This is a genomic window from Bradyrhizobium nivariense (assembly GCF_029846695.2).
Taxonomy (GTDB): domain Bacteria; phylum Pseudomonadota; class Alphaproteobacteria; order Rhizobiales; family Xanthobacteraceae; genus Bradyrhizobium.
The window spans coordinates 1-12,959 of the sequence record NZ_JARWCR020000026.1 but is presented as its reverse complement, the minus strand read 5'-3'; the positions used below and the strand labels follow the sequence as shown (position 1 = coordinate 12,959).

Genomic DNA, 12,959 nt, shown 5'->3' with positions numbered 1-12,959 from the left:
CCTCTCGCGCTCACAGAAAAAAGGAGAAGGCATGTCACTTGAAACGGCCAAAACGAATTTCATCGAAGCTGGCGGCATCCGCTTTGCGTTCAGGCGTCTCGGCGCGGCAACGGCGACGCCGCTCGTCCTGCTTCAGCATTTCACCGGCAACATGGACTCGTGGGACCCGGCCGTGGTGAACGGGCTCGCGGAAACCAGGCCGGTCATCGTCTTCGACAATGCGGGCGTGGGCTCGAGCTCCGGCGTGACGCCGGACCGCGTCGAACAGATGGCGGCGGATGCCGAGATATTCCTCAGGGCGCTCGATATCGCCAGCGTGGATCTTCTCGGCTTTTCGCTGGGCGGCATGGTCGCTCAGATCCTCGCTTCAAACGGCTCTGGCCTCGTCCGTAGAATGATCGTCGCGGGAGCGGCGCCGCGGGGCGGCGAGGAGCATCTGCTGAGCGTCGTGAGGGATGCCTTTGCCCGCAGGGCCGCAGACGTCAGGTTGCCGCTGTTCTTCACACCGTCAGACGCCAGTCAGCGCGCCGGGAGAGAATTCATCGCACGGGCAACCGTACGCTCGAAGGACCGCGACCCGGAAAGCGGCGAGAGCGTGAGCGGACCCCAGGCAAAGGCGATCATCGCCTGGTGCGCCCAAAAGAACGAAAGCGCCCGCATGCTTCGGGCGATCAACCAGCCCACTCTCATCGTCCACGGCAGCGACGACACCATGTTCCCCAGCATCAACGCCTACAACAAGTTCAAGGCCATGAAGGATGCGCAGCTCATCCTGTATCCCGACTCCGGGCACGGCGCACTTTTCCAGTACCCGGATTTGTTCGTCGCACATTGCAGAACTTTCCTGGACGGCTGACCGCTTAATTTGCGTCGCGAGCTCGTTGCTCAGCTTTTGCTTCGACGCAGTTCGCCGGGACTGTGCCCGAGCTCGCGGCGCATCCATTTGGCCAGATGGGATTGATGGGAAAAGCCTGCTTCCAGGGCGATATCGCTTAGCTTGCGACCGCCCTGGAGGAGAAGCTGGCGCGCGTGCTCCACCCTCCTTCTCAGGATGTAGCGATGGACCGTGACGTCCATGGCCGCCTTGAACCAGGTCCGCAGATGTGAGCTGCTGACGCCGGCCTCGCGACAGAGAATGTCGATGGTGAGCGGCTGGTCGAGGTTTGCCTCGATATAGGCCAGGACTCTCTGGAGCTGCGTGTCCGAGAGGCGAATGGTCTCGTCCGGCGCATCATTCGCAAGGCTGAGCAACTCGACTGCCAGCGCCATTCCAACGTTTTCGGCAAACAAGGGGCCGCTTGGCGAGCCGGCTTTCACATCGCTTTCGAGAGCCTGTCCTAGCAAAATGATGCGATCATTCCGCTGCATATGATGATGCGTGAGTCGGGCGGACGCCGGTTGCCGGCTCCTGGAAGCCGCATGGTCCAACATGCTCGGCGCGAGCCGGATCTGAAGCGACTGGTAGGGCGTTTCCGCCACGAAACCGCCGATGGCTCCGGACGGGACTACATCGATATCGCCGGCCCGACGCAGATATTTGTGTCCGGTCTCGAGACAAAACGAGCGCGTCGCAGGGCTGAGATGGATGACGATCCGGTGATCTCCGATCGGCTCCAGCGCAACGGAATCCGGCTCAATCCGCATGGCCGCGGCGGTGCGGCCGGTCGATGTCGGCGCCGAACTCGATCTCGTACGCATGGGCCGGGCTCTCCGGGGCTTGGCGGAACGTGATCGATATTTGGCGCATCGTGCGCGATTTTCAACGGCTCAGGCGTCAAGAACTCATCTGTCGTTTCGTGACAAATGAGGATGCAAAGTGAGTCATTACGTGATTGTCGGAGCCGGTCCCGTCGGACGTGAAACGGCTCGTCTTCTGGCAGAGGAAGGACACAGCGTCATCCTCACCAGCAGGAATGCCGGGTCGCTGGACGTCGGAGATGTGCGTACCGTTTCGTCGGATGCTACCGATGCCGCTCAGCTCGCCGCGCTCGGCAAGGGCGCGGATGCGATCTTCATGTGCGCCATGGCGGCCTATCATCGATGGCCGACCGACTTCTTTCCGATCATGGATGGAACGGTGAAGGCGGCCGAGCAGGTTGGTGCCAGGCTGGTCGTGCTCGGGAATGTCTATGGTTACGGCGAGCGGGCTGCGAGCCCCCTCACTCCGGACCTGGAGCCGGACCCGACCACCAGAAAAGGCACGGCCAGGCACATCATGTGGCAGCGGGTGGTTCGATCGAACGTTCCCGCTCTCGAGGTCCGCGCAAGCGACTATCTGGGCCAAGGTGCGGTGGCGTATTTCTCGCTGCTGGCACTCCCATCGTTGCTCAAGGGCGAGCCGATATCTTTCCTCGGCGATCCTGACGTGGCGCATGCCTGGTCCTTCACCAAGGACACCGCGAAGACGCTGGTCGCAGCGTCACGCTTCACCGGAGAATGGGGTCGCGCCTTTCATGTGCCGTCGCAGTCCGCGTCCGTACGCGAGCTGGTGCGAAGATTCGCGGTCGCGCTGAAGATCGACGCCCCCAATTTACTTCCGCTCACCGCGGCCGATCTGGAAAGCATCGGCTTCAGCGAAGGGATCGAGATGTCCTATCTGTTCGAAAAGCCGCTCCTACTCGACACCGGTGAAACGGAGAAACTTCTGGGGGTCATCGCGAGCAGCCTGGACGTGATGATCCGCGATACCCTGTCGCGAGAACAAGCGAAGTGATCGGCACTGGCGGTCTTTCGTTCGGCGCGTAGCCCGGACAGGACGCCGCGAAATCCGGGACGTCAGGCTCATGCGGGCTACAGGCGGATCACCGCCGCAGCACCGCGATCGTCCGGTTCGCGAACGTCAGCCGCTCGGCCATGACTGACACAAAATAGGTCAGCAGCTTATGGCTGAGCGCGGGGTCTTCGTCCTTGATCGCGTCGAACTGGTGCGTGTTGAGTACATAGAGCACGCTGTCGACCTCGGCCTGGATTGTCGCGCTGCGCGGTGTGTTCGACACCAGGCCCATTTCCCCGATCGTGGTGTAGCGGCCGAGGCTGCGTACGCGCGTGGTGCGGTCGTCCTCGGCGGGGACCATGATGCCGACGCGGCCGTCGAGGATGAAGTGCATGGAATCGGCGGGGTCGCCGGCCCGCACGATGATTTCGCCGGCTTCGACCTCGAGGCGCTGGCAGCGGTGGATCAGCGCGTCGGCGTCGTCCTCGCTGTCGAGAATCCCTGTAAACCAGTCGCGCAGGCTGGCTTCTTCCTGCGCCAGCTCCTGATGCAGCGAGATGAGCTCGTTCTCGCACCATTCCAGCGCGCGATCGAGCTCTGGGATGATGGTGACGCCCTCGCCGACGAAGTCGCTGGAGCGCAGCACCTTCTCGGCGGCGGCCGACAGATGCACCAGGATCAGCTCGACGCCGAGATCGCCTGCGCTGCGCTTGATCTGGGCAAAGCTGTAGGCGGCTGACGAATCGACGCCGGTGACGAGCTTGAAGTCGAATAGCAGATAGCGGCACTCCGGGCGTTCCTGGAGCAGCTGCTTGACGTGCTGGTAGAGCCGGTTGGCGGAGCCGAAAAACAGATAGCTCTGGAGATTGAGGCCCCGGATCTTGCCGCCATGGGCCAGCAGCACCTCCTGGTCGTCGCGCGAGCGGTCGAGCGAGGAGCGGTATTCCGAGCCGTCGAAACTGTACTTGATCGACTCCACCCGTGCGGCGCTGAATGCAAACGTCGCGCAGCCGATGATCACGCCGATCAGGATGCCCGGCACGAAACCCCAGGCGACGATGATCGCGATGATGGCGATCAGCGAGAGATATTCGAGCTTCGACAGCCGCTTGCGCGACTCGATGATCCATTTGTGCAACTGGTCGGCGCCGAGATAGAGCAACAGGCCGCCGAGCACGAACTTGGGGATGAAGCCGAGCAGTTCGGGCGCGACAGCGAGCATCAGCAGCGACAGCCCCGCGACGGTGAGGCCGGACAGGCGCCCGCGGCCGCCGCTGCTGAAATTAAGCATCGAGCGGCTGGTCGAGCTGCAGCCGGGGTATCCGCCCAACATGCCGGTCAGGATATTGGCGGCGCCGGTGACGTTCAGCTCACACTCCAGATTGGCTTCGCGATGCGTGGCAACCTCGATGCCGGTGGTGTTGAACAGCGTACTGGAGGCCGTGACGAAGATGACGGCGACGACATTGCCAAGCAGGTCCGGTATGGCAAACCAGGGATAGCGGGCGAGATCGGCGGTATGCCAGGGCAGCGTGAAGACCGCTTGCGGCGGGGGCTGAAAGGTCCAGCCCAGCGCGCGCGCGTCATCGAAGGAAACGCCGGAGATCCAGAACGCCAGATGCGCGGTGAGCACGCCGCCGACCAGGATGATCGGCAACCCGAACGGGCTGCGCGAGCGGTGCCAGGTCAGATACAGCACCAGCGCCATCGCGCAGGCGGCCCCGAGCTCCAGCAAGATGGTGCGGTTGGCGAAGTGCGACAGCGTCGCGAATTGCAGCGGCTGGTTGGTGATCACCCGGACCGCACCCATGGCGATGAGAAGTCCGGTGGCGCCGAGGAAGCCGCCGACCACCGGATAAGGCACGTAGCGGATGGCGCGGCCCAGCCGCGTCAGGCCCAATCCGCACAGCACCAATCCTGTCAGCATCGTCGACAGGCCGAGCGTGATCAGGATCGGCGACAGCAACGGCGCCGACAGGTTCGCCGTCTCGATGCGCTCGACCACCGAGGCCGCCAGAATTCCCGTCACCGCGGCGGTCGAGCTGTCGGGGGCTGCAATCGCGAAGGGCAGGGAGCTGCCCAACCCGACGACGACCGCAAGCACTGCGGAGCTGACGAAAGTCGCCGTGATGCCGTAGGACAGATAGGGCGACAGCGGCCCCGCGAAGATCAGCAACGAATAGGACAGCCCGAACGTAACGGTCAGGACGCTGGCGGCGCTTCCGCCCAGTATATCATTCAGCGCACGCTTGAGGGCCGGATTGAGCCCCGTCGACGGAGTGAAGCCAATTGCTGGATCGGTCACGCCGTGACACTCGCTCATGAAAATTCCCGTCCGAGACGTAGACGACTGCGAGCCTAGCGCAACAGGATTCTTGCAAGTATGAAGTATCCGATAGTTTCGGTGCGATGCCTGCGCTAAATCTTCAGCTCCGTTCCCGTCACCCGGCGATATGCCTCCAGATACCGCTTGCTGGTCGCGTCCACCACGCTTGCGGGCAAAGGCGGCGGCGGGGCGTCGCCGTTCCAGCGGCCGGCGCGGCGCTCGACGTCGAGATAGTCGCGCAGCGGCTGCTTATCAAAACTCGCCTGCGGCTGGCCGGGCTTGTAGGCGTCGACTGCCCAGAAGCGCGAACTATCCGGCGTCATGACTTCGTCGATCAGGATGATGCGGCCGTCCTTGTCGCGGCCGAACTCGAACTTGGTGTCCGCGATGATGATGCCCTGCTCGCGGGCGAGCTCCTCGCCGAGCGTGTAGACCGCGCGCGTCATGCTCTCGAGCGTGTAGGCGACCTCGTCGCCGACGACCGCGCGCATCTGCGCGATGGTGATGTTCTCGTCATGGCCGGTCTCGGCCTTGGTTGCCGGGCTGAAGATCGAAGGCTCCAGCTTCTCGCTCTCGACGAGACCTGCTTTCAGCTTCTCGCCGGCCAGCGTGCCGCTTGCTGCATACTCCTTCCAGGCCGAGCCCGAGAGATAGCCGCGGATCACGCATTCGATCGGGAATACGGTGGTGCGGCGAGAGAGCATGGCGCGGCCGAGGATCTCGGCGCGATGCGGCTTCAGCGCCGGCACGGCCGCGATGATCTCGTCGGTGTCGGCGCTGATCATGTGATGCGGCACTACGCCTTCGAGCTTGTTGAACCAGAACGCGCTCACTTGCGTCAGCACCGCGCCCTTCATCGGGATGGTCTCGCCCATCACGACGTCGAAGGCGCTGATGCGGTCGGTGGTGACCAGCAGGAGGCGGTCGTCGTCAACGGCGTAGATATCGCGCACCTTGCCGCGCCCGATCTTGGGGAGGGGCAAGTCGCTGGAGAGCATGGTGGTCATCGGCAGAACTTTCGGAGCAAGGCCTTGCGACAGGAAATCCGGCCGCACCTGATAGCGCGACCGGAAACCGGATTAGCCTATTCCGGCAGCGGAATGAACTCATGTTCCTGCGGAACCGCCGCGAAGCGACCGGTTTTCCAGTCCTGCTTGGCCTGCTCGATCCGCTCCTTGCTGGAGGAGACGAAATTCCACCAGATGTGGCGCGGCCCCTCCAGCGCATCGCCGCCGAGAAACATCATCCGCGTGGCTTTGAGCGCCTTCACCGTGATGCGGTCGCCCGGGCGGAAGATCAGCAGTCGCGGACCCTCGTAGCGCTCGTTCGCGATCTCGACCTCGCCGTCGACCACGTAGATGGCGCGTTCCTCGTGATCGGGATCGAGCGGCACGCTCGCGCCCGCCGCCGCCGTAACCTCGGTGTAGAACCAGGGCGACACCATCGTAACCGGCGAGGCGATGCCGAAAGCCGAGCCCGCGATCACCCGCGCCGTGAAGTCGCGCTCGGAGATCATCGGCAAGTCACCCGCGCCGTAATGCTGGAACGACGGCGCGATTTCTTCCGATCCGGCCGGCAGCGCGATCCAGCTTTGCAGGCCGAGCATCTGCTGGCCCGAGGCGCGCTGCGCATCCGGCGTGCGCTCGGAATGCGCGATGCCGCGTCCGGCTGTCATCAAATTCATTGCGCCGGGCGCGATCTCCTGGACGTTGCCCTCGCTGTCGCGATGCATGATCGCGCCGTCGAACAGATAGGTGACGGTGGCAAGCCCGATATGCGGATGCGGCCGCACGTCCATGCCCTTGCCGGAGACGAATTGCACCGGCCCGAAATGGTCGAAGAAGATGAAGGGCCCGACCATCTGCCGCTTGCCATGCGGCAGCGCCCGGCGCACCGCGAATCCGTCGCCGAGGTCGCGCGTGCGCGGCACGATGACGAGATCGAGCGCATCGCAGGACATGGGATCGCCGAGCACGGGATCGTTGGAGGGCTGCCAGCTCATGATGGGCTCCTTTTGGCTTTCTTGGTGCCGATGCTAGCAGAAATTTGCACCGCCGTCGCGGCAAAGCCGGGTTCAGACGTTGTGAGGCCAGCAGTGCCGCATGCACGACTGTCATCGTCCGCGAAGGCGGGCGATCCAGTACGCCGCGTCCACTCGGTTCGATCACTGCCGTCTCGGAGTACTGGATCGTCCGGTCAAGCCGGACGATGACAGCTGTGGTGCGGATGGTCCTTGAAAAAATCAGCCCGCCGGACGATGTTCGGCTCGCTCATACCGATCGGCCACAGCATCTGATGACATCAGCCGCCCTTGAACTCGCATTCCGTTCGGCCGCCGTCGCGCTATTGCTGGTGCTGGCGGCGGCATTGCTCTCGGATTTCCGCAATGTGCTGGCAGCCCGCCTCGGCGCGGCCTTTGCGCTGGGCTCGGCCGCGCATGCCGCGAGCTATTCGGTCGGCGTATCGTCGCTGGTCCCGGCATGGCATGCGCCGCTGATCGCGCTGTCGACTGGAAATATAGTGGTGTTCTGGCTGTTCACGCGCGCGCTGTTCGACGACGACTTTTGCTTGCGCTGGTGGCACGGATTGATCTGGTTGCTGGTGACGGCCTTCAGCTTTGTCGGGTGCGTCTGGATCGCGCCGGGCGGTAACGTGCGGTTCTCCCTCACGGTGGTCAATCTGATCGTGCTCGGCTTCATCGCGCTCGCGGTGGGGCAGACGATCGCCTCGTGGCCGGCCGATCTGGTCGAGCGCCGCCGCCGCGTTCGCGTCTTCATCGTCTGCGCCGCCGCGCTCTATGGCGGGTTGAACGCGCTGCTCCAGATCCTCGTCGTCGGCAGCGACGTCGGCGATATCGCCAACACCATCAATACCGGCGTGCTCGCCAGCATCGTCGCGGCGATCGTCTATGCCATGATGCGCGTTGACGGGGCGGATCTGTTTCCGGCCGCGGCGGAGCCCGCACCGCCGATTGTTTTCAGTCAGCCTGCGGGCGAGGACATCGCCGACCAAAAGCTCATCGATGCCCTGATGCGGCTGATCGCGGACGAGCGGATCTATCGCCAGGAGAACATCACCATCGGCGTGTTGGCGGGCCGGCTGAAAATTCCCGAATACCGGCTGCGCCGGCTGATCAACCAGGGGCTCGGCTACCGCAACTTCAATGTGTTCCTGAACAACCACCGGATCGAGGAGGCCAAGGCCGCGCTCGCCGATCCCGCCCAGGCCGAGGTCCCCGTCATCACCATCGCGATGGATTCCGGCTTCCAGTCGCTCGGCCCCTTCAACCGCGCCTTCAAGGCGGTGACGGGTGTGACGCCGACGGAATATCGGCGGTTGAAGGTGAGTGCTGTCTAATCTTTAGTGTACTGAAATATCTAGGTTATTTCAGAATCGGCGAGCTACTTGCGGGTTTCAGCTACGCCATCTTCCAAATCCGGCGAGCGGCCTTGCACAAATGCCGCTTCGTCTTCGGGACACGCCCCAAGCCGGAGAAAGCCTGTGCCCCGCCGCCGCAAGATCATCCTCCTCACCATCACCATCGCCTGTGCCGGCCTCGCCCTCGGCGCCGCGCGAGCCCGCGACGTGCCCAAGGTCGCGACCGGCTTCATCGCCGATGTGCTCTGCTCGGAGACGTTCGTCTCGGGCCTCGATATCAGGCGCAACCTCGCCGAGACCATTGATGCGATGCCGGGCGCCGGCCTGCTCTCCTGGGCGATGGACTACCAGGTCGACCGCGCGCGCAAGGACGTCACGGTGACGCTGTTCGGCATCGGCCGCAGCCACGCCGTCTATCGCGAGGGCCTCGGCTGCACGCTCGAGCAGGGCGCTGGAATGGTCGACGTCGCGCTGCCGCCGGATGACAAGCAGCCGGCGTTGCTGCCCGAGATCGCCGGACCGGGACTCGTACCGCCGCAGAGTCTGGAGCTTTCAGCCGCGCTCGACCGCGCTTTCACCGAGCCCGCGCAACCGCCTTATCGCCGCACCCGTGCAATCGTCGTCATGAAGGCCGGCCGCATCATCGCCGAGCGCTATGCCGACGGCATCGGACCCGAGACGCCGCTGCTCGGCTTCTCCATGACGAAATCGGTGATCTCGGCCCTATCAGGCGTGCTCGTGCGTCAGGGCAGACTGAAGCTCGACGGGCCTGCGCCGGTCGCCGCCTGGAAGAATCCGGACGATCCGCGCCACGCCATCACCGTCGATCAGCTGCTGCGACACACCGCGGGTCTTGCGCTCGGCAGCTCATTGCAGGCTTCGCTCGGCTCCGCCTTCGAGCCGGTCAATCGCATGAAATTCGCCGAAGCCGACATGGCTTCCTATGCGGAGAGCATGCCGCTGGAGACCGCACCTGGAGCCGTGTGGAACTATCACGACGGCAACATCCTCATCCTCTCGCATCTGATCCGCGAAGCCGCCGGCGGCAATCCCGCAGACGCACTTCGCTTCGCGCGCCGCGAATTGTTCGCGCCGCTCGGCATGCGTCATGTCACGCTCCAGCTCGACGGCGCCGGCACGATCGAAGGTTCGAGCGAGATGCTCGCATCCGCACGCGACTGGGCGCGCCTGGGTCAACTCTATCTCAACGACGGCGTCGCCGGTGGCAGGCGCATCCTGCCCGAGGGATGGGTGACCTACTCGGCGTCGGCGACGCCGAATGCCTGGGTCGGCATCGGCGCCGGCTTCTGGACCAATCAAGGCGACAGTTTTGGTGCGACCTTCCGCGTCGATCACGGCTGGCCGCGCGATGCCTTCTTCGCCAAGGGCACGATCGGGCAATACACTATCGTGATCCCGTCGGAGCGCTTGGTCATCGTGCGGTTGGGCCGTTCGCCGAACTGGCCGCCGGAAGCGGACGGTGTGTTCGATCTTGTGCGCGATGTGGTGGCCGCGACGCGTGAGAAGGGAAAGTTGGCTGGGGCGGATTGAGGTGCTCTTTCTTCCCTTCTCCCACAAGGGGCCCACAAGGGGCGAGGGTGCACTGCCTGCGCCGCACCAGCTCGAAGCTGCTACCTCCCCAGCTGCGTCGCCTTCGCCACGCGGTCGAACCGCTCCAGCGTCATGATCGCGTCCGCGAATTTCTCCGCGCGTGCATTCAGCACGGGCCGCGCCAGTGTCAGAAATTTCTGCTGCATCGCCTGCGCATCGGGGAAAGAATTCGGCTCGCCCGAGGGATCGGCGTAGAGCCGCTCATGCACGCCGTCCTCGGTGGTGATGCTGACGCGGGCGCCGAACGGATGGGTGCGGCCGACCTCCAGCCGGTCGTCCTGTACCACGTCGAACTTGTCGGCGAGCGCGTCGATGGCGGCGTCGCCAAGACGGTTGTAGTCGTCCCAGCCAAACGAGCCCTGGTCGAGCGCGAGCGCACCGGTGAAGAACATCGAGAACTGGCCGCCGACGATCGAGGTCGGATGCCGCTTGGTCGCGGCATCGCCGGTCAGCGTGATGCCATTGCGATGCAGGCCGATCTCGACGCGCTTGACCTGATCGGGCGTCAGATTGTGCTCGCGCCGCATCGCGATCAGCGCGTCGATTGCGGCGTGGGTATAGCGGCAGCTCGGATACGGTTTGACGCCGATCTTCATGGTCTCGTAGGTCTTGCCGAGCTCGGCGACCGCCTTGTCCGGATGCGCATCGTCGGTGTAGCCGGCGAGCAGGCCGTGCTTTCCCTCGACCGATTCCGTCGCGCCGACGAAATCGTTGCGCGCCAGCGTCGCGGCGATCACGCCGTTCATCGCAGCGGCGCCGACCTGGTAGCGCTTGTTCCAGCCGCCATTGACCAGAAACTGCAGCGAGCCCGCGGCCTGGCTGCCGGCGACGCCGAAGGCGGCGATGAGCTGCTGCTCCGAGAGGCCGAACAGTTTGCCGGCGGCCGCCGCTGCGCCATAGGTGCCCGCGGTGGCGGTCGGATGGAAGCCGCGCGCATAATGCGAGGTCGGATCGAGCGCGTTGCCGAGCCGGCAGCAGACCTCATAGCCCGCAACGATCGCGGTCAGCACGTCGCGCCCGGAGGCGCCGACCATCTCGCCGACGGCGAAGGCGGCCGGAACCACCGGCGCGCTCGGATGCAGCGATGAATCGGCGTGGGTGTCGTCGAAATCGAGGGAATGGCCGAGTGCGCCGTTGAGCAGCGCCGCGACCGCCGGCGTCCAGGTCTTGCTGTCGCCGAACACGGTGGATTCGCCCCTGGTGTCGAGCGCCAGCGCCTCCAGCATTTTCAGGATCGAGGGCGTCGATTCCGCTTCGCTGCGGGCCCGGATGGCGCTGCCGAGGAAGTCCAGCGTCAGCACTTTGGCGCGATCCAGCACCTCCGCCGGAATATTCCCGTATTTCAGGCTGGCGACATAGGCAGCGAGCGTTGCGGTTTCGTGGGCCATCGTGTTTCCTCGTTTTGGCGCGCAAGTTAGGCGGGCTGATTTGGCCTTTCAAGCGGCCTCGGGGCCGCGGGCATCAGCTATGCTTTTGCCTGGCTCAAGAGCATCGGACCGGGACGTTTGACCATGGCATTCGCAGGCAAGCTGTTTGAACTGGTCCGATCGCGGCGGACGCAGCTGGGGCTGGCGATCCGGGTCACGGTGGCGGCGACCGCGGCCTATGCGATCGCCACCGCGCTGCATCTGCTATTGCCGCTCTGGGCAGTCCTGACCTCGCTGATCGTGACCCAGATGAGCGTCGGGCGCTCGCTGAAGGCGACGCGAGACTACATGCTCGGCACCATCGGCGGCGCCGTCTATGGCGGCGCCATCGCGATCCTGATCCCGTACTCCAGCGAGGCGGGTCTCCTCGGCCTGCTGGTGCTTTCGGTCGCCCCGCTCGCCTTCATCGCCGCGATCAATCCGAGCCTCAGCGCCGCCACGGTGACGGCCGTGATCGTGCTGCTGGTTCCGACCATGCATCACTCCGATCCCATGACCTCGGCGATCGATCGCGTCAGCGAGGTCGGCGTCGGCGCCATCACGGGATTGCTGGTCTCCTTCCTGGTGCTGCCTTCGCGCGCGGTACGGCAGATCCGCGCCAGCGCGGCAAAACTGCTGGAATTGATCGCGGAGGCTTTCACCGAATTGCTCGCAGGCCTGACCCGCGGCCGCGACAACGACGCGCTGCACCGGATCCAGGACGGCATCGGCACGGCGATGGTCGGCCTCAATGCGATCGGCACTGAAGCCGAGCGCGAGCGCGCGGCGCGGCTGTCGAGCGGGCCCGACACCGGTCCGCTGCTGCGAACGGTTCTGCGCCTGCGCCATGACGTCGTGATGATCGGCCGCTCGACCGTGGTGCCGCTGCCGGCCGAGGTGCAAACGCGGCTTGCCGCGCCGCTGACGGAAGTCTCGACCGTGATCGCACGCTTCCTGCGTTCGGCCGCCGCGGCCTTGCGCGAAGGCGCCGGCGCCCCGCCGATCCATCCCGTGCACGTTGCGCTCCAGCATTATGCCGAGGCGGTCGCCGCCGTGCGCCAGGACGGCCTGATCCGGGGGCAGCCGAGCGACACCGCGGAGCGCTTCTTCGCGCTCGGCTTTTCGCTGGAGCAGATGCACCAGAATCTCTGCGATCTCGACCGCGTCGTTGGCGAATGGTCGGAGGCCGCGGCCGACAAGCCCGCGCGCGTGGCGGAGTGAGCTTGGGCGTGCACTCAGAAGCGTCGGCTGCCGACGGCAAAGCGCCGTAGAACAGGTAAACGAGCTTTAGCAGTCTGCTGAAAAACTATGAAGTCGAGAGTTTTCTTGTCTTTGTTCGGTCGCTGTCGGGGCGGAGCGCTGGAGGTTGGATGTCGTGTTCGGCTTGGCGCCGGGTTGCCCCGGCGCGGGGTGGCTATGTGGCAAGTAGTTTGGGAATGCGGATCAGGTTGTAGGCGATCAGATTGAGCAGGAAGTCGGCGGCGACCCGAGCGATGCCGCGATGTTTGGTCTTGCGCATTGTCCC

At 64.7% G+C, this 12,959-nt stretch carries 10 protein-coding genes; 5 read left to right on the top strand and 5 right to left on the bottom strand.

The genetic code is table 11. The features are described 5' to 3' along the window. Window positions 1–31 precede the first annotated feature (31 nt). Window positions 32–856, top strand: coding sequence for an alpha/beta fold hydrolase (locus QCM77_RS21690; RefSeq protein ID WP_279684825.1), 825 nt, complete (start codon window positions 32–34; stop codon window positions 854–856). A gap of 29 nt (window positions 857–885) precedes the next feature. Here the strand turns inward: QCM77_RS21690 and QCM77_RS21685 are convergent, their stop codons facing one another. After that, window positions 886–1,479 (bottom strand): helix-turn-helix domain-containing protein, encoded by a 594-nt coding sequence (locus QCM77_RS21685; protein WP_279684824.1) that lies wholly within the window; start codon window positions 1,477–1,479, stop codon window positions 886–888. A 337-nt stretch (window positions 1,480–1,816) separates the two neighbouring features. Here QCM77_RS21685 and QCM77_RS21680 point away from each other — a divergent pair, with 337 nt between their 5' ends. Further along, window positions 1,817–2,713 carry an NAD(P)H-binding protein gene (locus tag QCM77_RS21680; RefSeq protein WP_279684823.1) on the top strand — a complete coding sequence of 299 codons (897 nt, stop codon included), beginning with the start codon at window positions 1,817–1,819 and terminating at the stop codon, window positions 2,711–2,713. 88 nt (window positions 2,714–2,801) lie between these two features. On the opposite strand, the gene QCM77_RS21675 is transcribed toward QCM77_RS21680, so the two are convergent. From QCM77_RS21675 to QCM77_RS21665, 3 genes are all read right to left on the bottom strand, one after another. After that, entirely contained in the window at window positions 2,802–5,018 is a 2,217-nt protein-coding gene (locus tag QCM77_RS21675) for an SLC26A/SulP transporter family protein (protein ID WP_279684893.1), read from the bottom strand. A 113-nt stretch (window positions 5,019–5,131) separates the two neighbouring features. Further along, window positions 5,132–6,046 carry a phosphoribosylaminoimidazolesuccinocarboxamide synthase gene (locus tag QCM77_RS21670; RefSeq protein WP_279684822.1) on the bottom strand — a complete coding sequence of 305 codons (915 nt, stop codon included), beginning with the start codon at window positions 6,044–6,046 and terminating at the stop codon, window positions 5,132–5,134. Window positions 6,047–6,123: 77 nt separating this feature from the next. After that, window positions 6,124–7,041 (bottom strand): pirin family protein, encoded by a 918-nt coding sequence (locus QCM77_RS21665; protein ID WP_279684821.1) that lies wholly within the window; start codon window positions 7,039–7,041, stop codon window positions 6,124–6,126. A 293-nt stretch (window positions 7,042–7,334) separates the two neighbouring features. Here QCM77_RS21665 and QCM77_RS21660 point away from each other — a divergent pair, with 293 nt between their 5' ends. Together QCM77_RS21660 and QCM77_RS21655 are read left to right on the top strand one after the other, a co-directional pair. Then, window positions 7,335–8,396, top strand: a complete 1,062-nt coding sequence (locus tag QCM77_RS21660) for an AraC family transcriptional regulator (protein WP_279684820.1) — start codon at window positions 7,335–7,337, stop codon at window positions 8,394–8,396. Between the two features lie 144 nt (window positions 8,397–8,540). Next, the gene (locus QCM77_RS21655) at window positions 8,541–9,968 is read left to right on the top strand and encodes a serine hydrolase domain-containing protein (RefSeq protein ID WP_279684819.1); all 1,428 of its coding nucleotides are present in this window, start codon (window positions 8,541–8,543) and stop codon (window positions 9,966–9,968) included. An 80-nt stretch (window positions 9,969–10,048) separates the two neighbouring features. On the opposite strand, the gene QCM77_RS21650 is transcribed toward QCM77_RS21655, so the two are convergent. After that, on the bottom strand, window positions 10,049–11,416 hold the full coding sequence (locus tag QCM77_RS21650; RefSeq protein WP_279684818.1) for an MmgE/PrpD family protein: 1,368 nt from the start codon (window positions 11,414–11,416) through the stop codon (window positions 10,049–10,051). Window positions 11,417–11,539: 123 nt separating this feature from the next. Between QCM77_RS21650 and QCM77_RS21645 the strand changes: the two genes are divergently transcribed. Then, window positions 11,540–12,655, top strand: a complete 1,116-nt coding sequence (locus QCM77_RS21645) for an FUSC family protein (protein WP_279684817.1) — start codon at window positions 11,540–11,542, stop codon at window positions 12,653–12,655. The last annotated feature ends 304 nt before the right edge of the window (window positions 12,656–12,959 follow it).

Excerpts from the sequence above, each read along its gene's own strand:
- QCM77_RS21660 (WP_279684820.1), top strand. The coding sequence starts at position 7,335 with ATGACATCAGCCGCCCTTGAACTCGCATTCCGTTCGGCCGCCGTCGCG.
- QCM77_RS21650 (WP_279684818.1), bottom strand. The coding sequence starts at position 11,416 with ATGGCCCACGAAACCGCAACGCTCGCTGCCTATGTCGCCAGCCTGAAA.
- QCM77_RS21665 (WP_279684821.1), bottom strand. The coding sequence starts at position 7,041 with ATGAGCTGGCAGCCCTCCAACGATCCCGTGCTCGGCGATCCCATGTCC.
- QCM77_RS21670 (WP_279684822.1), bottom strand. The coding sequence starts at position 6,046 with ATGACCACCATGCTCTCCAGCGACTTGCCCCTCCCCAAGATCGGGCGC.
- QCM77_RS21690 (WP_279684825.1), top strand. The coding sequence starts at position 32 with ATGTCACTTGAAACGGCCAAAACGAATTTCATCGAAGCTGGCGGCATC.
- QCM77_RS21645 (WP_279684817.1), top strand. The coding sequence starts at position 11,540 with ATGGCATTCGCAGGCAAGCTGTTTGAACTGGTCCGATCGCGGCGGACG.